The sequence below is a fragment of the Dactylosporangium cerinum genome (genome assembly GCF_042653625.1).
Taxonomy (GTDB): domain Bacteria; phylum Actinomycetota; class Actinomycetes; order Mycobacteriales; family Micromonosporaceae; genus Dactylosporangium; species Dactylosporangium cerinum.
The window spans coordinates 603,519-623,050 of the sequence record NZ_JBHSIU010000130.1; the positions used below are offsets into that span (position 1 = coordinate 603,519).

At 72.7% G+C, this 19,532-nt stretch carries 25 protein-coding genes; 14 read left to right on the forward strand and 11 right to left on the reverse strand.

Annotation, left to right across the window (positions count from 1 at the left end):
• Nucleotides 1-102 precede the first annotated feature (102 nt).
• The 3 genes from ACFPIJ_RS60650 to ACFPIJ_RS60660 form a co-directional block, all read right to left on the reverse strand.
• Nucleotides 103-1,341: a L,D-transpeptidase gene (locus tag ACFPIJ_RS60650; protein WP_380128653.1), complete on the reverse strand. Its 1,239-nt coding sequence runs from the start codon at nt 1,339-1,341 to the stop codon at nt 103-105.
• A 119-nt stretch (nt 1,342-1,460) separates the two neighbouring features.
• On the reverse strand, nt 1,461-1,817 hold the full coding sequence (locus tag ACFPIJ_RS60655) for a DUF427 domain-containing protein (protein WP_380128655.1): 357 nt from the start codon (nt 1,815-1,817) through the stop codon (nt 1,461-1,463).
• Nucleotides 1,814-2,368, reverse strand: coding sequence for a TetR/AcrR family transcriptional regulator (locus tag ACFPIJ_RS60660; RefSeq protein ID WP_380128656.1), 555 nt, complete (start codon nt 2,366-2,368; stop codon nt 1,814-1,816). Before ACFPIJ_RS60660 ends, ACFPIJ_RS60655 begins: the two co-directional genes overlap by 4 nt.
• A gap of 93 nt (nt 2,369-2,461) precedes the next feature.
• On the opposite strand from ACFPIJ_RS60660, the gene ACFPIJ_RS60665 reads away from it, so the two are divergent.
• The 7 genes from ACFPIJ_RS60665 to ACFPIJ_RS60695 are packed head-to-tail and all read left to right on the forward strand — an operon-like array spanning nt 2,462 to nt 8,681.
• On the forward strand, nt 2,462-3,664 hold the full coding sequence (locus ACFPIJ_RS60665) for an MFS transporter (protein WP_380128657.1): 1,203 nt from the start codon (nt 2,462-2,464) through the stop codon (nt 3,662-3,664).
• A 54-nt stretch (nt 3,665-3,718) separates the two neighbouring features.
• Entirely contained in the window at nt 3,719-3,910 is a 192-nt protein-coding gene (locus ACFPIJ_RS60670; RefSeq protein WP_380128658.1) for a hypothetical protein, read from the forward strand.
• 30 nt (nt 3,911-3,940) lie between these two features.
• Nucleotides 3,941-4,609, forward strand: a complete 669-nt coding sequence (locus ACFPIJ_RS60675; protein WP_380128660.1) for a VOC family protein — start codon at nt 3,941-3,943, stop codon at nt 4,607-4,609.
• On the forward strand, nt 4,609-5,526 hold the full coding sequence (locus tag ACFPIJ_RS60680; RefSeq protein ID WP_380128662.1) for an alpha/beta hydrolase: 918 nt from the start codon (nt 4,609-4,611) through the stop codon (nt 5,524-5,526). The genes ACFPIJ_RS60675 and ACFPIJ_RS60680 overlap by 1 nt, the downstream gene beginning before the upstream one ends.
• 21 nt (nt 5,527-5,547) lie before the next feature.
• Nucleotides 5,548-6,645, forward strand: a complete 1,098-nt coding sequence (locus tag ACFPIJ_RS60685) for an SPFH domain-containing protein (RefSeq protein WP_380128663.1) — start codon at nt 5,548-5,550, stop codon at nt 6,643-6,645.
• Between the two features lie 6 nt (nt 6,646-6,651).
• Nucleotides 6,652-7,716, forward strand: coding sequence for a TFIIB-type zinc ribbon-containing protein (locus ACFPIJ_RS60690; RefSeq protein WP_380128664.1), 1,065 nt, complete (start codon nt 6,652-6,654; stop codon nt 7,714-7,716).
• On the forward strand, nt 7,713-8,681 hold the full coding sequence (locus ACFPIJ_RS60695; RefSeq protein WP_380128666.1) for a BUD32 family EKC/KEOPS complex subunit: 969 nt from the start codon (nt 7,713-7,715) through the stop codon (nt 8,679-8,681). The genes ACFPIJ_RS60690 and ACFPIJ_RS60695 overlap by 4 nt, the downstream gene beginning before the upstream one ends.
• Here the strand turns inward: ACFPIJ_RS60695 and ACFPIJ_RS60700 are convergent.
• Both ACFPIJ_RS60700 and ACFPIJ_RS60705 read right to left on the reverse strand, forming a co-directional pair.
• Entirely contained in the window at nt 8,654-9,499 is an 846-nt protein-coding gene (locus ACFPIJ_RS60700) for an NAD-dependent epimerase/dehydratase family protein (protein WP_380128668.1), read from the reverse strand. The genes ACFPIJ_RS60695 and ACFPIJ_RS60700 overlap by 28 nt on opposite strands.
• The gene (locus ACFPIJ_RS60705) at nt 9,496-10,785 is read right to left on the reverse strand and encodes an enolase C-terminal domain-like protein (RefSeq protein ID WP_380128669.1); all 1,290 of its coding nucleotides are present in this window, start codon (nt 10,783-10,785) and stop codon (nt 9,496-9,498) included. Before ACFPIJ_RS60705 ends, ACFPIJ_RS60700 begins: the two co-directional genes overlap by 4 nt.
• Nucleotides 10,786-10,850: 65 nt before the next feature.
• On the opposite strand from ACFPIJ_RS60705, the gene ACFPIJ_RS60710 reads away from it, so the two are divergent.
• The gene (locus ACFPIJ_RS60710; protein ID WP_380128670.1) at nt 10,851-11,741 is read left to right on the forward strand and encodes an ROK family protein; all 891 of its coding nucleotides are present in this window, start codon (nt 10,851-10,853) and stop codon (nt 11,739-11,741) included.
• Nucleotides 11,742-11,798: 57 nt separating this feature from the next.
• Nucleotides 11,799-12,005 carry a hypothetical protein gene (locus ACFPIJ_RS60715; RefSeq protein ID WP_380128671.1) on the forward strand — a complete coding sequence of 69 codons (207 nt, stop codon included), beginning with the start codon at nt 11,799-11,801 and terminating at the stop codon, nt 12,003-12,005.
• Between the two features lie 35 nt (nt 12,006-12,040).
• On the opposite strand, the gene ACFPIJ_RS60720 is transcribed toward ACFPIJ_RS60715, so the two are convergent.
• The 3 genes from ACFPIJ_RS60720 to ACFPIJ_RS60730 are packed head-to-tail and all read right to left on the reverse strand — an operon-like array spanning nt 12,041 to nt 14,408.
• Nucleotides 12,041-12,772, reverse strand: coding sequence for an SDR family oxidoreductase (locus ACFPIJ_RS60720; RefSeq protein ID WP_380128672.1), 732 nt, complete (start codon nt 12,770-12,772; stop codon nt 12,041-12,043).
• A 2-nt stretch (nt 12,773-12,774) separates the two neighbouring features.
• On the reverse strand, nt 12,775-13,704 hold the full coding sequence (locus ACFPIJ_RS60725; RefSeq protein WP_380128673.1) for a glutathione S-transferase family protein: 930 nt from the start codon (nt 13,702-13,704) through the stop codon (nt 12,775-12,777).
• A gap of 5 nt (nt 13,705-13,709) precedes the next feature.
• Nucleotides 13,710-14,408 carry an SDR family oxidoreductase gene (locus ACFPIJ_RS60730; protein WP_380128674.1) on the reverse strand — a complete coding sequence of 233 codons (699 nt, stop codon included), beginning with the start codon at nt 14,406-14,408 and terminating at the stop codon, nt 13,710-13,712.
• A gap of 73 nt (nt 14,409-14,481) precedes the next feature.
• Here ACFPIJ_RS60730 and ACFPIJ_RS60735 point away from each other — a divergent pair, with 73 nt between their 5' ends.
• A complete protein-coding gene (locus ACFPIJ_RS60735) occupies nt 14,482-15,054 on the forward strand; it encodes a TetR/AcrR family transcriptional regulator (RefSeq protein WP_380128675.1) in 573 nt (190 codons plus the stop codon).
• Between the two features lie 4 nt (nt 15,055-15,058).
• On the opposite strand, the gene ACFPIJ_RS60740 is transcribed toward ACFPIJ_RS60735, so the two are convergent.
• Nucleotides 15,059-15,865: a TIGR02452 family protein gene (locus ACFPIJ_RS60740; protein WP_380128676.1), complete on the reverse strand. Its 807-nt coding sequence runs from the start codon at nt 15,863-15,865 to the stop codon at nt 15,059-15,061.
• 118 nt (nt 15,866-15,983) lie between these two features.
• Here ACFPIJ_RS60740 and ACFPIJ_RS60745 point away from each other — a divergent pair, with 118 nt between their 5' ends.
• The 4 genes from ACFPIJ_RS60745 to ACFPIJ_RS60760 all read left to right on the forward strand — a co-directional run bounded on the left by ACFPIJ_RS60745 (nt 15,984) and on the right by ACFPIJ_RS60760 (nt 18,169).
• A complete protein-coding gene (locus ACFPIJ_RS60745) occupies nt 15,984-16,235 on the forward strand; it encodes a DUF6343 family protein (protein WP_380128677.1) in 252 nt (83 codons plus the stop codon).
• 277 nt (nt 16,236-16,512) lie between these two features.
• Nucleotides 16,513-17,115: a hypothetical protein gene (locus ACFPIJ_RS60750; RefSeq protein ID WP_380128678.1), complete on the forward strand. Its 603-nt coding sequence runs from the start codon at nt 16,513-16,515 to the stop codon at nt 17,113-17,115.
• Nucleotides 17,116-17,171: 56 nt separating this feature from the next.
• Nucleotides 17,172-17,918: a class F sortase gene (locus ACFPIJ_RS60755; protein WP_380128680.1), complete on the forward strand. Its 747-nt coding sequence runs from the start codon at nt 17,172-17,174 to the stop codon at nt 17,916-17,918.
• Between the two features lie 23 nt (nt 17,919-17,941).
• Nucleotides 17,942-18,169, forward strand: a complete 228-nt coding sequence (locus tag ACFPIJ_RS60760) for a hypothetical protein (RefSeq protein WP_380128681.1) — start codon at nt 17,942-17,944, stop codon at nt 18,167-18,169.
• Here the strand turns inward: ACFPIJ_RS60760 and ACFPIJ_RS60765 are convergent.
• Complete coding sequence (locus tag ACFPIJ_RS60765; RefSeq protein ID WP_380128683.1) at nt 18,166-19,005, reverse strand: EcsC family protein; 840 nt, start codon at nt 19,003-19,005, stop codon at nt 18,166-18,168. The genes ACFPIJ_RS60760 and ACFPIJ_RS60765 overlap by 4 nt on opposite strands.
• A 64-nt stretch (nt 19,006-19,069) precedes the next feature.
• Entirely contained in the window at nt 19,070-19,531 is a 462-nt protein-coding gene (locus tag ACFPIJ_RS60770; RefSeq protein ID WP_380128684.1) for a MarR family winged helix-turn-helix transcriptional regulator, read from the reverse strand.
• Nucleotide 19,532: the final 1 nt, after the last annotated feature.

Genomic DNA, 19,532 nt, shown 5'->3' on the forward strand with positions numbered 1-19,532 from the left:
TGTCATACACCCCGGCCGGGCCCGCACCCGCCCGCGCGTCGGCATGGTCCGGCTCGGCATGGTGCGCCACGGGCCTGGATGGACGCGCAGGGACTGCGCGGGTCACCACTGGGCGTACGGGACGTTCCAGTCGCCGAGGCCGTCGGTGAGGGGGAGGTTCTTCGGGGTGTTGCGGACCTCGACGACGTCGCCCACGTCGAAGTTGTCGTAGAACCACTTGGCGTGGTCCGGGGCGACGTTGATGCAGCCGTGCGAGGTGTTCTCCTTGCCGTGCTTGGGGATGTTCCAGTCGGCGAGGTGGACGTATTCACCCGACAGGGAGATGCGGCAGGCGAGCCGGATCTTCTCCTCGTAGTAGTTCGGGTCGTTCTTGTTGGTCACGCCGTAGCTGGCGGAGCTCATCGTGACGAGGGGTTCCTTCGTCATGAGGACGTGCACGCCGCTGGCGGTCAGGTAGTCGATCTTCTCGCCCTTGGAGCCGATCGTGCCCTTGCCGCCGCGGCCCATGCTGCAGGGGATCTTGCGGACCATCTGGCCGTCGACGTAGCACTCCATCTGCTTGGTGTTGGAGTCGGCGATGGCGATGCGGGACTTGCCGATGGAGAAGTTCGCCGAGGCGTTGGTGCCGCCGTAGACGCCGTTGCCGATGTCGACGCCGAGCAGGTTGGCGTCGACCTTGACCGTGGTGCCGGGCGCCCAGTACTTCTCGGGGCGCCAGTGCGCGCTCTGGCCGCTCACCCAGTGCCACTTGCCCTCGACCTCGGGGGACGTGGTGACCTTCATCGCCTGCACGACGGCGTCCTTGTTGGTGACGGCCTTGTTGAAGAAGACGATGACAGGCTGGCCGACGCCGTAGGTGTTGCCGTTCTTCAGTGCGAGCATCGGGTTGGCCTGGAACGTGATCGACACAGTGCTGGCCGGCTTCAGCGTGGTGAACGTCGCCGTCTGGTTCACGGCGGTGCCGGTCGCGTCGACGCCGGTGACCGTGACGGTATACGTCTGGCCGTAGGCGAGGGCGCCGGTGGACTGCCAGTTGTGCTTGTCGTCGGCGAGGGTGCCGGCCACGGACTTGCCGCCGGCGGCGACCGTGACGGTGTCCAGCGTGCCGTTCTCGATCGCGACGGTGACCGGGCTGCCCGGCGGGACGTCCTTGGTGTCCGCGGCGGGCGTGATGGTGAGCTTCGCCGGCTGCGCGGCGCCCCCACCCGGACCCCCGGTCGTGCCGGTGGCGGCGCCGCCGGTCTTCTTGGCCCCGTCGGAACAGCCGGCCAGGACGGACCCGGCAACCACAGCACCAGCGACTCCCGCACCGGTGACCAGCATCTTGCGACGACTCAGCATGATTCGCACCCTCCCCGTTCGCGAACGGTACCCACACGAAGACGTCTCGCAAAACCCCTCGCGTTGCATGCGATGACGATCATTTCGCGCGGGCCCGTCCGACAAAACGTGCGAAACGCTCACGACACGGTCAGGTCGACCTGATTGGTGTAGAAGGCGACCCGCTTCGTGATCGGCTCGACCGCCGGATAGGGCGTCTCGTAGGTCCAGATCACGTTGGTGAGCTCGCGGTCGGCGGTGACGACGCTGTAGTAGGAGGCGTTGCCCTTGTACGGGCAGTACGTCGAGTGCTCGGTCCGCCGCAGCAGCGTCTGGTCGACGTCGTCCAGCGGCAGGTAGTACACCGGTGGATACGTCGACTCCTGCAGCGTCAGTGCGTCCGTGGTGTCGGCGACCGTGACGCCATCGACGCGGACCGTGACGCGCCGCCCGGTCGGGGTCACGGTGATCGGGTGGTCAGGCCCTGGAATCTTCATGCCTCCGACGCTACCTCGGGGGTGTGACACAAAAGCCGGTCGACGCAGCGCGCGGCAAGCTCCGGCGTCAGCGTCCACGGCAGGAAGATCACGCGGTAGATGATCGGCGCGATGACCAGCTCGATGAGGTCGTCGGCGGCGAACGCGGACGAGGACCGGTCGGCCAGCACCTGCGCCTCCGCCCGCCGGTTGCGCAGGCAGTCGGACTCGGTGTCGCCCGCCGAGGCCGCCCCGCCGCGCAGCAGCGCCGCGTTCACCGGCTTGGCGTAGTGCGCGACGATCTCGCCGGCCCAGGCGATGAGATCGTCACGCAGCGAACCGGTGTCGGGCAGCGGCCGGTCGGGGTCGAGCCGATACGTGGCGATGTCGTTGAGCATCGTCGGCAGGTCACCCCAGCGCCGGTAGATCGAGGTCGGGTTGACCCCGGCGCGCTCCGCGATCAGGGGGATGGTGACCCGCTCGGCGCCGCGCTCCCGCACGAGGTCCTCGACCGCGCTCCTGACCTGCGCCACCACGACGGCGCTGCGACCGCCGGTCCGTTTCTCAGGCATGTGACGCTCCTAACGCAACGAAAATTGCTTTAAGCAAACAGCAAGCGAGTAGCTTCAGCTTAACGCAACGGAAATTGCTTTAGGGGGTACGGCATGACCACCGCACTGGTCCGACCCGTCACACTGCCCGCCGGGGCCGCGTTCGCCGGCGCCGGCCTGGCGTTCGCGTCGCTGTACCTGGCCGCGGGCGCACCGACGCCACTGCTCGTGCTGTTCGAACGGGAGTGGGGCTTCGCGCCGTGGGTGCTGACCGTCGCGTTCGCCGCCTACGCGTTCGGGCTGCTCGCCGCGCTGCTCGTGGTCGGGTCGCTGTCCGACCACATCGGCCGGCGGCCCGTCCTGGTCGGCGCGCTCAGCGTCGAGGTCGCCGCGATGCTCATGTTCGTGTTCGCGCCGAACATCGGCTGGGTCATCGCCGCCCGCGTCGTGCAGGGCATCGCCACCGGCGCCGCCAGCAGCGCGTTCACCGCGGCGCTGGTCGAGCTGGCGCCGCCGCACCGCAAACGCCTCGGCACGATCGTCGCGGGCGCCGCCCCCGCCGGTGGGCTCGGCCTCGGCGCCCTGCTGACCGGCGCCGCCGTGCAGTTCACCCACTCGGCGAACCTGATCGTCTTCGGTGCTCTCGCCGTCATCATGGTCATCGGTACGCTCACCGCCGCGTTCTCCGGCGAGACCGTCACCCGCCGGGCCGGCGCCCTCGACTCGCTCAAGCCCCGGGTCACGGTGCCGCGCGCCGCCCGCCGCGAGTTCGGCGCCGCGATCCCCGTGCACCTGGCCAGCTGGATGTTCGCCGGGCTGTTCATGGGCCTCGCCCCGACGATCGTGCGGGACATCTTCCACCTCGACAGCGGCCTGCTCAACGGCGCGACCGCGTTCCTGCCGCCCGCGTCCGCCGCGGTCGCCGGATACGTCCTGGGCCGCCTGCACCCGCGCCGCACCATCCTGCTCGGCGGCGCCGCGGTCCTGCTCGGCGCCGCGGTCGTGCTCACCGGCATCGTCGCCGTGCTGCTGCCCCTGGTCTGGGTCGGCGGGATCATCGGCGGCGCCGGGTTCGGCGCCACGTTCTCCGGGGCGCTGCGCGCCGTCGGGCCCCTGGCGGAGACCCACCAGCGGGCCGGGCTGTTCGCCGCGGTGTTCCTCGTCGCCTACCTGTCCTTCGGCATCCCCGCGATCGTCGCCGGCCAGCTCGTCGCCCCGCTCGGCCTGCTGACCACCGTGGTGCTGTACGGCACCGCGATCCTCGCCGCGGCCGGGGCCGGCCTGCTCAGCCAGTGGCGGCTGACCCGGACCGCATAACCCTTCAGGTCGGCGGCGCGCCGCCGATGGGGACACGACCGAGAGGAGCACAGCATGAACGTCGCCCAGATCGCCTCGTCCATCACGTGGAGCGTCCCGTCCGCCGGTCGCGGCCTCGACCCCGAGACCGCGCAGGCCCAGGTCAACGCCCAGGCAGACACGCTCAGCGCCCTCATGGGCACCAGGCACAACACCGCCGTCGCCAACAACATCACCGACGGCCAGGGCGTCGACGTGTACCTGTAGGCGCCGGACCCGCACGTTAGATTCGACGGCATGAACCGGCAGGAGATCAGCGACGCGGTCATCGACGTCGGATGGCGGTACATCCTGAGCACCATCATGACCACGGTGCCGGTGGGCTCGATCGGGCAGGCCGCCGAGGTCGCGGCCCGGTGCACCGCCGTCGCCGGTGACGACGCCGACCGGCACCTGTGGCTCGACCTGCGCGCCGATCACGTCCTGCTGAACCTGCAGACGAGAGACAACGGCCGGGTCACCGGGCGCGACATCGAGCTGGCCCGGGCCCTCACCGGCTCGCTGCGGGAGATCGGCCTGGCGACCGTCCCCGCGGCCGGTCGGCCGGTGCAGCTCCTCGAGATCGCCGTCGACGCCATCGACATCCCCGCGGTCCGCCCGTTCTGGAAGGCCGTCCTCGGTTACGAGGACGAGGAAGGCGTCGAGGGCGACGCCGGCGCCGCCGTCGCCGACCCGCACCGGCTCGGACCCACCGTCTGGTTCCAGCAGATGGCCGAGCCCAGGGTCGAGCGCAACCGGATCCACTTCGACATCAGCGTCCCGCACGACGCGGCCGAAGGCCGGATCGCCGCAGCCCTCGCCGCCGGCGGCATCCTCGTGTCGGAGGCGGCGGCACCCGCGTTCTGGATCCTCGCCGACGTCGAGGGCAACGAGGTCTGCGTCACGACCTGGCAGGGCCGCGACTGATGGCCGACGTCTTCGCCGACGAGGCCGTCGCGGCCATGGTCGCGGCATCCCGCGAACCCCAGCCGGCCGTGAGCGTCGCCGAGCTGCGCCGGGGCGGGAAGGCCCGCGCCGCACTGCGCACACCGGGCCCGGCGATGCCCGTCGAGGACCGCACCGTCGGCGGCGTCGGGATCCGGGTGTACCACCAGAGCGGCGCCGACGTCATCGTCTTCGCCCACGGCGGCGGCTTCGTGCTGGGCGACCTCGAGACACACGACGCGTTCGTCCGCAGGCTCGCCCACGCGACCGGCCGGACCGTCGTCGCCGTCGACTACCGGCGGGCGCCGGAGGACCCGTTCCCGGCCGCGGTCGACGACGTCCTCACCGTCCTGGACGCGCAGACCGCCGCGAGGGTGGCGGTGGCCGGGGACTCCGCCGGCGGGTTCCTCGTCATCCAGGCCGCCCTGGCCAGGCGGGAGCGGATCGACGCGCAACTGCTCGTCTGCCCGCTGATCGACGTCACCCTGCCGGCCGCGACCCAGCCGAGCGTCGCGGAGAAGGGCACCGGTTACACCCTGGACGTCGCGCAGCTGCGCGAGTGGATCGGTTGGTGGGCGCCGGACAAGGCACCGGATCCGCTGGCCGAGGACCTCACGGGCATGCCGCCGGCCCTGGTCGCCGTCGCCGAACACGACCCGCTGCGCGACGGCGGCAGCCAGTACGCGCAACGGCTCACCGCGGCCGGCGTGCCGGTCGTACACCGGACCGCGGCGGGACACGTGCACAACTTCGCCCAGTCCGTCCATGTGTCAACCGCCTGCGCCGAAGTTGACGCTCAGTGGCTTCGCGACGCTGCCCAGTTACTTTCCGGGTCGGGCTGGGACGCCACTGGCGGAGGCGGTGCAGACTGGGTGCCGGCGTCCCGACCGGACGTCTGACGATCGGCAGGGGGCCACGACGTGGGACTGTGGGACAAGATCCAGGGCGAGTTCGTCGACATCATCGAGTGGCTCGACGACAGCCGGGACACCATCGTCTGGCGGTTCCCCCGCTACCAGAACGAGATCAAGATGGGCGCGCAACTGATCGTGCGCGAGTCGCAGACCGCCGTGTTCGTCAACGAGGGCCAGGTCGCCGACGTCTTCAAGCCCGGCACCCACACGCTGCAGACGCAGAACCTGCCGATCCTGTCGACGTTGAAGGGCTGGAAGTACGGGTTCGACTCGCCGTGGAAGGCGGAGGTCTACTTCGTCAACACCCGCCAGTTCACCGACCTCAAATGGGGCACCCAGAACCCGGTCATGCTCCGCGACGCCGAGTTCGGCATGGTGCGGCTGCGGGCGTTCGGCGCGTATGCGTTGCGCGTCACCGAACCGGACAAGCTGCTGCGCGAGCTGGTCGGCACCGACCCGCAGTTCCGCACCGAGGAGGTCTCGGAGTTCGTCCGGCAGCTCATCGTCGGGCACCTCGGCAGCGCCCTGGCAACCGCGGGGGTGCCGGTCCTGGACCTCGCCGCGCGGCAGCTGGAGATCGGCCAGCAGCTTGCCGGCGTCCTCACCACCGAGCTCGCCGGGTATGGCATCCAGATCCCGAAGTTCGTCATCGAGAACATCTCGGTGCCGCCGGAGGTCGAGGAGGCCATCGACAAGCGCACCTCGATGGGGGTCGTCGGGAACCTGGACACGTATACGAAGTTCCAGACCGCGAACGCGATCGAGGACGCCGCGAACAACTCCGGCGGGGCGGGGGAGGCGTTCGGGTTCGGCCTCGGCATGGCCGCCGGGCAGCGGATGACGAACGCCGCGACCCAGGGCGCCCCGCCGTCGGGTGGTCCGCCGCCGCTGCCCCAGCAGGACCAGTGGTTCGCCGGGGTCGGCGGTGCCCAGCAGGGGCCGTATGATCTCGCCGCGCTCGGCGCGCAGGTCCGCGGCGGCACCGTCACCCGCGAGACCCTGGTCTGGCGCAACGGGATGGCGCAGTGGACCCCGGCGGGCCAGGTGCCGGAGCTCGGCGCCCTGTTCGCCGCCGTCCCCCCGCCGCTGCCCCCGCAGGCGTAGCCGCCGATGCGGCAGTATCCGTGCGCCGGCTGCGGCGCCACCGTCGAGTTCGCCCCGGGCACGAACACGCTGCGCTGCCCGTACTGCGGACACACCACCGTCATCGAACAGCAGCCGGGCCGCGCCGTGCGCGAACACGACTGGGCCGAGTTCGAGGCGCTGCCCCGCAAACCGATCGCGCTGCTGGCCGCCAACGTCTATGTGTGCGGCGGCTGCGGCGCGCAGACGGAGAGCGACACCGTCTCCGACCGCTGCCGGTTCTGCGGCGCCGCCGTCGTCGCCCAGGTCGACCCCGCCGACCAGGTCGTCCCGGAGGCGGTGCTGCCGTTCACCGTCGACCGTCCGGCGCTGCGAGCCGCCCTCGGCGCCTGGGCCGCGTCGCGCTGGTTCGCGCCGTCGGGGCTGAAGAAGGTCAGCGAGGCCGAGTCGGCGAAGAGCACGTACCTGCCGCACTGGACCTACGACAGCCGCACCGTGTCGCAGTACCAGGGGCAGCGCGGCGACCACTACTGGGACACGGAGACGTATCGGGCCAACGGCGAGACCCGCACCCGGCAGGTCCGGCGGACCCGGTGGAGCGGCGCGTCCGGCACCGTCGCCAGCGACTTCGACGACGTGCTCGTCGCCGGCACCACGAAGGTCACCCGGGAGCACCTCGACGCGCTCGAGCCGTGGCCGCTGACCGACGCCGCGCCGTTCCGCCCCGAGTATCTCGCCGGGCACGAGACGCTGCGCTACGACGTCGAGCCGGAGCAGGCCCTCGACGCCGCGAAGGCCCTCATGGCGGTGGTCATCGAGGAGGAATGCCGCGCCGACATCGGCGGCGACGAGCAGCGCGTCTCGCATGTCGACACCGCGTACAACGGGCTGACGTTCAAGCTGATGCTGCTGCCGGTGTGGCTGGCCTGCTACGTGTACGCCGGGAGGACCTACAACATCCAGGTCAACGGCCGCACCGGCGAGGTGGCCGGCGAACGCCCCTACAGCGTGCCGAAGATCGCTGCGGCGGTCACGGGTGGCGTCCTGCTGGTCGCCCTCGTCGTGTTCCTCATCTGGCGCGGGCGGCAATGACCCGCGTGCTCCGGCACGAGCGGGTGTCGGCGGCCCTGACCCTGCTCAGCGACGCCGGCGTGGCCGCGCTGCTCGACGAGCACGCCCGGCCCGACGCGGTCGGCATCGGCGGGTGCACCGCGACCCTCGCCGTGGCCGGTTCGCCGGTGTTCGTCAAACAGGTCCCGGTCACCGCCCTGGACCTGCAACACCCGCACTCGACGGCGAACCTGTTCGGCCTGCCCATGTACTACCAGTACGGGGTCGGCTCGACCGGCTTCGGCGCGTGGCGCGAGCTCGCCGCGCACCGGATCACGACCGGCTGGGTCCTCTCCGGGCGGCACGCCGCGTTCCCGCTGCTGCACCACTGGCGGGTCCTGCCCGCCGGGTTCGCATGGCAGCCCGTCGACATCGAGGAGCGGGTGGCGTACTGGGGCGGGGCGCCGTCCGTGCGGCACCGGCTGACCCAGCTCCGGGACGCCCCGGCGCGGCTCGTGCTGTTCCTCGAGCACCTCCCGCGGACCGTGCACGACCTGCTGCGGGCCGACCCGTCGGCGGCCGGCCGGGTCGACGCGCGGCTGCGGGACGCGATCACGTTCATGAACGCCGCCGGGCTGTGGCACTTCGACGGGCACTTCAACAACGTCCTCACCGACGGCGATGAGGTGTACTTCGCCGACTACGGCCTCGCGCTGCACTCCGGGTTCGACCTGACCGCGCCGGAACGCGCGTGGCTGCGCGAGCACGCTGACTACGACCTGCGGCACACCACCGGGCACCTGGCGACCTGGCTCGCCGAGGAGTTCCGCGGCCCGTCGTCACGCGCGGCGGTGTTACGCGGCGAGGCGCCGTTCCTCGGGCCCGCGGTGGCCGCGGAGCTCGTCCGCCGATACGGGGAGCGGGCCCTGGTGACGGACGCGTTCTTCGACGCGCTCGTCACCGGGGCGAAGACGACGCCCTACCCGTCCTGTTCGGGGAGCCGGTAGCTCGAGCGGAAGCCGAGCAGCCGCTCGGCCGCGGTGGTGTCGATCGGGACCCGGCGCCCCGGGATTGCCGTCCGGACCGGCACCCCCGGGTGATACTCGGCGATCAGCTCCTCGGTCGGCCGGTCCGCCAGCGTCTCCGGCGCGGCCAGGAACACCCGGTGGAACCCGCGCAGCGGTGCCGAGGCGGCCAGCCACGCGGCCTCGGCGGCGTCCTCGACGTGCAGATACGCCCACGAGTTCCGGGCGGCCGCGACCGGGTCGGTGCGCACGTCCGCAGCGGCCTTCTCGAGCCTCGGCGTGTCGCCGGTGAACGGGAACCGCAGCGCGACCACGTCCATGCCGTGCCGGCGGTGGACCATCTCGCCGGTCAGCTCGTCGACCAGCTTCGACAGCGCGTACGGATCCTCGATCTGCGGCGGTGCCTGCTCGTCGAGGGGGTAGTACGGCGGGTGCAGGTCGTGCGGCGAGAACGGCATGCCGAGCAGCGCGTAGCTGCTGGCAAGCACGGCCCGTGGCACGCCCCGGCGGGCGGCCTCGTCGAGCACCACGAACGTGGCCCGGGTGTTGCCGGCGAACACGTCCAGGGCGGTGCCGAGCGTGGGTGCCGGGATCGCGGCCAGATGGATGACGGCGTCGGTTTCCTCGGTGAACGCCTCGGCGACGACGTCCGGGTCGCCGGCCGACCCGACCACGACCGTGGCCTTGTCGAACGTGGCCGGCTCCAGGGTCAGCGCGACGACCTCGACGCCCTCGTTCTCGAGGCGGGCGACGACGGCCCGCCCGATGTTGCCGCCGGCGCCGGTGACGACGACCCTCACGGTGCCTCCAGGGCGCCGTCGGGGCGGCGCACGACGGCGGCCCACCGGTCGAACAGGAACTTCGTCGGCGGATACTTCGCCGCCTCCACCTCGTCCACGTCGACGCCCCAGCCGGGCCGCTCCGACGGGTACATGTACCCCTTGACCACGTCCGGGCAGCCGGGGAACACGTCGTGGGTGGCCTCGTTGTACTCGTGCGACTCCTGGAACCCGAATGCGTGGCTGGAGATGTCGACGGCCAGGTTCGCCGCGACCCCGACCGGCGACACGTCGGCGGGGGAGTGGAACGCGGTCCGGACGCCGCACAGCTCGGCGAGCGCGGCCAGCTTCCGCGTCGGGGTGAGCCCGCCGACCGCCGACGTGTGCAACCGGATGAGGTCGACCCCGCCGTCGCGGATGAGCCGCGCCGCGTCCGCGACCGAGCTGATCTGCTCACCGACCGCGAGGGGCACCGGTGAGGCGGCCCTGATCTCCGGCAGGCGGTCGTACAGCTCCGACGGGATCGGGTCCTCCAGGAACGACAGCCCGAACGGCTCCAGGGCCCGCGCCAGGACCACCGCCTGCTTCGGGGTGAGCCGGCTGTGCACGTCGTGCATGAGGTTGACGCCCGTGCCGAGCCGCTCCCGGGCGGCCGCGAACAGCGACGGCGTGCCCCGCAGGTAGCGCTCCGGGTCCCAGCCGTCCGGGTTCGGCGAGTCCGGGTAGTGCCCGCCGGTGCCGGCCGCGCCGTAGCTGCCCAGACCCGGCTCCGCGCGTTGCAGGCGGATGCAGCGGTACCCCTGCGCGATGAGCCGCTCGGCCTCGTCGAGCACCTCGCCGGTGTCGTTGCCGGAGGCGTGCGTGTACACCTCGACCCCGCCGCGGACCCGCCCGCCGAGCAGCTCGTGCACCGGCAGGCCGGCCCGCTTCCCGGCGATGTCCCACAGCGCCTGGTCCAGCCCCGACAGCGCGTTGTTGAGGACCGGCCCGTTGCGCCAGTACGACGAGTAGTGCACCGTGCGGGTGATGTCCTCGATGTCCGCCGGGTGCCGTCCGACCGCCAGGGGCCCGACGTGCTCCGTCACCGCCGCCGCCACGGCCGCGTAGCGCTGCGTGAAGGTCGCGCAGCCCAGCCCGTACAGCCCCGGCTCGGTCGTCTCGACCTTCACCACGACGAGCGGGAGGCCCTCCGGTGCGGTGACGATCGGCCGGACCGCGGTGATCCTGAGCGCATCACGGGCCGGCCACGGCGGGACAGACTCGGGCAGACCACCGTCAGGGCCCAGCAACTGGTTCGGGTCGTGCACGTGGAAACCTCCCGGCAGCGGTCGCTCATGAATCCGACGATCATGCGTGCGATAACGTTACGCCCGTGCACGCGCCCGAAGCAGACTCCCGGCCGGTGTGGGTCCTCGAGATCGGGGGCAGCCACGTCACGGCCGCCGGCGTGTTGCTGGACGACCGCAAGGTGATCCAGCGGCAACGCCACCCCTTGGACCCCGGCCTCGCGGCCGACGGCATCGTGGACGCCCTCGCCGGCGCCGCGAAGCTCCTCGATCCGCACCCGGGGGACCGCTGGGCCGTCGCGATGCCGGGCCCCTTCGACTACCGCACCGGCGTCTCGTTGCACGCCGGCGTCGGCAAGTTCGACAGCCTCCGCGGCGTCGACCTGCGCGCCGCGCTCGCACAGGCGATTCCGGCCGCCCCGGACGCGTTCACCTTCGTCAACGACGCCGACGCCTTCCTCCTCGGCGAATGGGTCGACGGCGCCGCGAAGGGCGCGCCCCGCTGCGTCGCCATCACCCTCGGCACCGGCATCGGCTCCGCCTGGCTCGCCGACGGCAGCGTGGTCACCACCGGCCCCGACGTGCCGCCCGACGGCGAGGTGCACTTCTTGACCATCGACGGCGTCGAGCTCGAGGAGGTCGTGTCCGACCGCGCGCTGATCCGGGCGTACCGCTCGCTGACCGGCGTCGACGTCGACGGCATGCGCGGCCTCGCCACCCGCGCCCGCGAACTCGACGCCGCCGCGCAGACGGTGATCGACACCGCGTTCGGCGCGCTGGGCCTGCTGCTCACGGACTGGCTCACCCGCTTCAAGGCCGAGGTCGTGGTCTTCGGCGGCTCGATGACCGGCGCCTGGGACCTGATCGAGCCCGCCCTGGCACTGACCCTGCCGGCCCGCCCGGTGTCGGACACGGAGCACGCCGCCCTGCTCGGCGCCGCCTGGGCCGCCGCCCACCCGACGGCCGCCGTGTACTGAGCCGGGGTTTTCGGATATTTCCGATATGTCGGGTGCCTCGGCGCCGAGAATCATGCGGTGCGGGGGATGCGGGTGCTCGTCACCGGGGACGGCCGGTGGCGGCTCGAGGTGTGGGCGCGGGGCGTCGACGTGTATGACCGCGGCTCCCAGGACACCCGCCGGACCCGGGTCGGCGCGCTGGTGCTGCGCCAGGCGGACCTCGACCGCGCCGTGCGGTTCCTGCTCGACCAGGGCGCCGACATCGAGACGCTGCGCGAGCGCTGACCGCCCCCGCGACCGTCCCGGTCAGTGCCCGGGGGTCAGCGGCCGCCGGCCACTCGCAGGGTCGTGCCGGTGACGTAGGACGCGGCGGGGCTCAGCAGCCAGGCGATCGCCTCGGCGACCTCGGCCGGCTCGCCGGGGCGGCCGAGCGGGGCGCCCGGGCCGGCCCGTTCGGCGCGGTCGGGGTCGCCGGAGACGGCGTGGATCTCGGTGCGGATGATGCCCGGGGCCACGCCGTTGACGCGGATGCCCGCGGGGCCGAGCTCCTTCGACAGGCCGATCGTGAGGGTGTCGAGGGCGGCCTTGCTCGCGGCGTAGTGGATGTATTCGCCGGGGCTGCCCAGGGTCGCGGCGGCCGAGGAGACGTTGACGATGGCGCCGCCGTGGGGCAGGACGCGGGTGGCCTCGCGGGCGCACAGGAAGGCGCCGACGATGTTGACGTCGACGACGCGGCGCAGGTCGGCGGCGTCGAGGTCGGCGAACGGGCCGATCGCGGAGGTCGTGCCGGCGTTGTTGACCAGTCCGGTGACCGGGCCGAGTGCGGCGGCGGCGGTCGCGAAGAGCCGCGCCACGTCGTCCTCGACGGACGTGTCGACCTGCACGGCGACGGCCGTCCCGCCGGCCGATCCGACCGCGGCGACGACCGCGGCCGCCGCGTCCGCGGAGTGCTGGTAGCCGACGGCGACGCGGTGACCGTCGCCGGCGAGGCGCACGGCGGTCGCCGCGCCGATGCCCCGGCTGCCGCCGGTGATGATGGTGACCCGGTCCATGGTCAGATCCTAGGCCCGACGGGTCGCGCGGGGAGGTCCCAGCCGGACAGGTCGGGGCCGAGCGGGACGATGCCGGATGGGTTGATGTCGCGGTGGACCTCGTAGTAGTGCCGTTTGATGTGGTCGAAGTTCACCGTGTCGCCGAAGTGCGGGGTCTGGAAGAGGTCCCGGGCGTAGTTCCACAGGACGGGCAGCTCGGTGAGCTTGTTGCGGTTGCACTTGAAGTGGCCGTGGTAGACCGCGTCGAACCTGACCAGGGTGGTGAAGAGGCGGATGTCGGCCTCGGTGATCTGGTCGCCGACGAGGTAGCGGCGGGTCGACAGCCGCTCCGAGAGCCAGTCCAGGCGGGCGAACAACCGCTCATAGGCGGCGGCGTAGGCCTCCTGCGAGCCGGCGAAACCGGCGCGGTAGACGCCGTTGTTGACGTCGCGGAAGACCAGGTCGTTGACCTCGTCGATCTCGGCACGCAGGGCAGCGGGGTACAGCTGCGGCGCGCCCGGCGCATGAAACGCCGTCCACTCGGTGGACAGGTCGAGGGTGATCTGGGCGTAGTCGTTGGTGACGACCTGCCCGGTGGTGACGTCGACGATGCAGGGCACGGTGATGCCGCGCTCGTAGCCGGGGAAGCGGGCGAAATACGCGTCCTGGATGCGCTCGATGCCGAGCACCGGGTCGCGGCCGCCCGGGTCGAGGTCGAAGGTCCAGCTGCGCTGGTCGTGGGTCGGCCCGCAGACGCCCATCGACAGGACGTCCTGCAGCCCGAGCAGCTCCCGCACGATGATCGCGCGGCTGGCCCACGGGCAGGCCCGGCTCACCACCAGTCGGTAGCGGCCGGGCTCGACCGGGTAGCCGTCGCGGCCGTCGGCGGTGATGCGGGACGTGATGTAGTTCTGGTCCCGCTTGAATTCGCCGGTCGACCGGTAGGCACCCATACGTCCTATCCTGCCATTGCCGCGTACCGGTCGGCCGGTTCGGCGGTCAGCGAGGCCTTGGCGCCACGGGACGTGTCGTCGGCGAGGACCTCGTCGCGGTCCTGCTCGACCGCGTCGAACACCTGCTCCGCGACGGACGAGGGGCTGATCTTCGGGGCGTCGACGGACGCGGCCATGTCGGTGTCGACGTAGCCGACGTGCAGGCCGGTGACGCCGACGCCCTGCGGGGCGAGCTCCAGGCGCAGCGCGTCGCTGGCGGACCAGAGGGCGGCCTTGGTGGCGCTGTACGACTGCCCGAACGCGACCCACGACAGCGCCGAGTGCACGTTGACGATCCGCCCGCCGCCGTTGGCCAGCAGCTGCGGCAGGAAGGCGCGGGTCACGTGGATCGGGCCGTAGAAGTTGGTCTCGAACTCGCGCCGCACCTCGTCGAGGTCGCCGGTGACGAGGCTGGCGCCGACGTAGATGCCGGCGTTGTTGATCAGAACGGTGACGTCCCCGGTCTGCGAGGCGGCCCGCAGGACCGACGCGGGGTCGGTGACGTCGAGGGCGACGGCCTCGACGCCCGGGGTGGTGACGGTGCGCGGGTCGCGGGCGGCGGCGTAGACCTTCCGTGCGCCACGGGCGACGGCCTCGGCCGCCAGGGCCTTGCCGATGCCGCGGTTGCCGCCGGTGACCAGTACAACTGCCGTCTTGAGATCCATGCCGGGCTCCTAAAAAACCGATCGGTTTCCGATGAACACGGCAACCATAAACCGATCGGTTTACACTTGTCATGTGACATCACCGACACGTGAACGCCTCTTGCGCGCCGCCGCCGACCTGTTCTACGCCGAAGGTGTCGGCGCGGTGGGCGTCGAGCGCCTGTGCCAGACCGCGGGCGTGTCGAAACGGTCGATGTATCAGCTGTTCGCGACCAAGGACGACCTGGTCGCCGAGGCGCTGCGGGTGCACGGGCCGGGTGTCGTCGCGCACTATTTCCCGCCCGAGGACGCCGACCTCACCCCGCGCGAGCGGATCCTGCACGTGTTCGGCGTCCTCGAGGACCAGGCCGGCGCGCCGGGCTTCCACGGCTGCCCGTTCGCCAACACCACCATCGAGCTGCACGACGCGTCGCACCAGGCCAGCCGCGTCGCCTGGGAGTTCAAACTGCAATTGGAGGTGTACTTCCAGCGCCAGGCCGCACTGCTCGGCGCCCCGGATCCACGGCAACTCGGCACGCAACTGCTGATGCTGTTCGACGGCGCCTCGGTCCGCGCCGTGATGCGCGGCGGCGGCCTCGACGGCGTCGCCACCCGCACCGCCGAGATGCTGCTGGATGTGACTGTTTCCCGCCAGTCGCTCCCCTGACGCGTCAGGGGAAGACGGCGGCGAAGGCCGCTTGGACCGGGGTGCCCTTGAGTCGGTCGTACACCGCGAACACGACCTGGTCGAAGTGCTGGACGTCGGCGAGGGCGGCGGCGAACGCGGTGGCCACGTCGGCGGGCACGTTGCGGAACACGCCGCAGCCCCAGCCGCCGAGGACCAGGGTGCGGTGCCCGTGTGCGGCGGCGACGGCCAGCACGCGGCGGGCCCGGCGGTGCAGCACGGCGGGGACGTCGGCGGCGTCCTGCGGCTGGTTGCGCAGGATCGCGCCGAGGTTCGGCGCGGCGGCGGTCAGGAACGTGGCGTGGTGCGCCGCGTCGAGGAGCCGCCCTTTGTCGTCGCGGAACACCGGCACGCCGGGGGAGTGGATGACCCGGTCGCTGTACCGCAGGTCGTGGTGCTCGCGGTGGAACGCGTAGAACTCCGGTGCCGCGCGCAGGCACGGGTACAGCGCGGACGCGCGGGCCAGGCTCTCCTCCTGCGCCTCGGCGCCGCCGAGGAAGCCGCCGCCCGGGTTCTTCGCGGAGGCGAACACGAGGCACGCGACACCGCCCGGCGTCTGCGCGAGGCGGCGGGCCGCGGCCAGGGTCGACTCGCCGGTGACCTCGACGGCGGGCACGGCGGCCGGGCCGGGGGGCGGCGGCAGCGGGTCCTCCGGCAGGTACAGCCTCGTCCCGGCGACGGCCGCGGTCACCGCGGCGCCGATGCGGACCAGGTCGCCGGCCTGGTTGCGGTACTCGCCGGCGGCCGCGATCGCGACGCTCTGCCGGGCGATCTCCCGCAGCCGCCCGCTCACGGTTCCCACCGAAGATCACGTGCAGACACGCCGCCACGGTACCGACCACCGCCGCCACCGACCATCGAGTTTCGTCGGTGCCAGGGTTCGCGCCGGGCCCAGCGGGTACGGGACCGGTATGCCCATCGACGCGCAACCGCCGGGGCGGCGGGGGACCGTCGGGCACCCGTACAGCCCCCTGAACCTGCGGCTGGTCCTGGCCACGTTCGGACTCGTCTCCTCCGTCGTGTTCGCGGTGCTGCTGTTCCGCGCCGACCTGCCCCTGCCGGCCTGGCTGTTCGTGGCCCTGGCGGCCGTCGCCGCAGTCGACCTCGTCGTGATCCAGCGCCGCCGCCACGCCCGCGGCGGCCACCACTCGCTGTTCGAGTAGGCGGGTTGGAGCATCGATCCGCGGGGCATGTATCAGCCATGCCGTGGGTCGTATGGGTGCTGGTGGTGGCCGTGTCGCTGCGGGCCGGAATCGGGTTGCTGGTGTTGTGGGACCGGCGACCGGGGGCGGCGCGGCAGGTGTCGGGCGCGCCCCGCTGAGCGGCGCGCCCCGCCCACGTCCGGGCGACAGGTGCTATCGACCGCGGGTTATGCCAGGCTGACGGCTGGGTATCACCTCCAGACACCCGTGACCCCCGACTTCACGGAGGGATGGCTCGATGTCCGAACCCGTGAGGCGAGCACACGCGAGGCGCACGCCGGCCGAGCGCCGAATGGTGGCCGCGGTCCTCGCGGTCGCGCTGCTGGTGTTGCTGGTGCTGCTGCTGTCGTACTGCGCCGCGATCCGCCGCAACGGCGCCGCCCCCGGCGCGACCGGCACGGCATCCCCGACCGCCACCCGCACCACCCCGGGACCGTCCGGCAGCGCCGCCCGCACCTCGGGCGCCGCCACCGGCGGCTCGACCGGAGCCGGCAGTGGCGCGACGGGCGGCGGCTCCTCGACCGGCGCCGGCGGCAGCTCCGCGGGCGCGGCCGGCGGCGGCGCAACAGCAAACAGCGGCGGCGCAACGGCCAACGGCGGCGCAACGGCCAATGGCGGCGCAACGGCGGGCGGCGCGACGGGCGGCAGTTCCGCGGGCGTGGCGGGCGGCGGGGCGACGACCACGGCCGGCCCGGCGACACCGAGCGGCGCCCCCGGCACGGGCGGCGGTGGTGGTCTCGGCATGCGTTCCCCGTTGCTCGCCGGCACCGGCATCGCCCTGCTGCTGGCCGCCGCGGCGCTCGTCGTGTTCCGGCTGCGACCGGCCACCGGCTGGCGCTGATGCACCCCGGCCCGCCGCGGTCCGGTCCGCAGCGGCGCGGTCGTGTGGTGCGCAGGATGCGGGATCGGGTCGAGGCGATGGAGCCCCGGCGGCGCCGCCGGGTGGTCGACGCGGTGACGGCCGTCTGCGCGGTCGCGGGTCTCGCGCTCGTGGTGATCGGCGCGGCGCCGGCCGGGGAGCCGCAGCGCCGGGCCGACCCGCAGCGCCGGGCCGAGCAGCAGGTCGCCGCCGGGCAGGAGCCACTCGGACCGCCCGGCCCCAGCCCCGCCACCGGCACCCCCACAGCGCCCGCGACCACACCGAGCGGCACGAGCGGGGTGGGCACGGCCGCGGTGGGGATGGGGGCCTCGGTGCCCGTGCACCTCGACATCCCGGCGATCGGCGTCAGCACCGCGATCATGGAGCTGGGGCTCAACCCCGACGGCACGATCGCGGTGCCGCCGCTGCGGGCCGGTGCGCCCGCGGGGTGGTACCGCAACCTCGCGACCCCGGGCGAGGCCGGGCCGGCGGTGATCCTCGGGCACGTCGACACGGCCAGGGACGGGCCGGCGGTGTTCTACCAGCTGCGCGACCTGCGCCCGGGCGACGAGGTCAGCGTGCGCCGGGCCGACGGCACGATCGCGGTGTTCGGCGTCGACCGGGTCGAGGAGTACCCGAAGGAGCGGTTCCCGTCCGACGAGGTGTACGGCGCGGTCGACCGCCCCGTGCTGCGGCTGATCACGTGCGGCGGGACGTTCGACCGGTTGCGCCGCTCCTACCGTGGCAACGTCGTCGTCTTTGCGACGCTGCGCCGGACCGGGTGAGGGCGGCCCGTAGGGTCTTCAGGATGTTCGCGACGATGTCCGTTGCCGCGCTGCTCGTGGTGATCTACTGCGTCCTGATCGCCCGGCATCTGGCCCGGGCACACCAGCAACGCAGGGCCCGCGAGGCGCCGGACGACGTGGAGGTCGCGGCGGTGCGCGGCCTGCTGGACGGCACGACGACCAGGGCCGCCTACCGCGCGACCATGGAGTCCGTCGCGCGGCGGGCCGGACACCTGCTGCGGATGCCCTAGGGCTTGCGCGGCTCGGCGGAGGGCAGCTGCAGCGGCGGGCGCTGGGCGGGGAGCTGGGGCCGGCTGTAGAGCGCCATCGCCTTCTTCGCGAGGGCCTTCGTGGCGCCCGCGTTGGCGAAGCTGCCGAGGATGATCGCCGCGCCCGGGACGAGCTTCGCGAAGATGCGCTTCGCGGCCTTGATCCCGGCCATCTGGGCGAGCTTCAGGCCGAGGCTCATCAGCATCTGGTTCAACGGCCGGCGCTTGTCCGGCAGCAGCGTCTCGATGCCCTGGCGGCCCCGGGCGACCTGCAGCGCGGCGCGGGCCGTGTCGGTGTACTTGTGCACGCCCTGCAGCACGAGCAGCTCGATGGCGCGCTCGGGGTCGGCCGGGTCGCGGCCGTAGATGACGGCGATGAGCAGCACCATCTTCGCCTGGGTCCAGGCGAGGACGCCGACGTCGAGGACCGCGCCGGCGAGGCCGACGGCACCGGAGACCGCGCCGGAGAGGCGGGCGTGGTTGGTGTACCGGTAGACGACCATGCTGGCGAGCGCGTCCGGCGGCGCGCCCGGGTTCATGGCGCGCAGCTTCTGCAGTTCGATGACCATCTTCGGGCCGATCCGCGTGACCGCCTCGATCGCGAGGTGCTCCGGGGCGTACTCGGGGTCGGCGCGCATCTTCTGCCACAGCCCGGGCGGCGGCCCGTCGTCGACGCCGTCGGGCGAGGGCGGCGGCGTGTGCCCGGGCTCGGAAGGAGCGCCGTCGGTGTCGATCGGCGGGATGAACGGCGCCGCGTAGGGAGCCTGCGGGGGACCCTGGTCGAGATGGTCGGGCGAGGGCGGCGGCGCGTCGGTCACACGAGGACTGTAGGAGATCCGCGCAACCCCGCGACAGAGCGACGCGCCATGCGCTCCCGTGGTGCTACCTGGTCAGGCGCTCCGCGTGGCGGTGCTGCTGGTCGGTGGCGAACGTCAGGAACTCGACCATGTGGCGGAGGGTGGCGTCGTCGTATCGCGCGAGATGCGCGTCGCCCTCGGCCACGATCGGCCCGTAGATCTCCTCGACCACCCGCCGGGCCTGGTCGGTCGGGTGCACCGTGACCCGGCGGCGGTCGGCGGAGTCCCGCTCGCGGGTCACGTAGCCGGCGCGTTCCAGGCGGTCGATCGCCGTCGTCACGCCCCCGGTGGTGAGCCCGGCGGCGGTGGCGAGCTCGCCGGGGCTGAGCGGCGAGGGCGCGAACAGCAGCTCCAGGCACCGCATGTCGGTGCGGTTGAGCCCGAGCCGGTCGGCGACGCGCTGGTCGAGCACGTCGATGGCGCGCTGATAGGCCTGCATGACCTGGCCGAGCTCGGCGAGCAGGTCGGCGCGTGCGGTCGTTCCCACT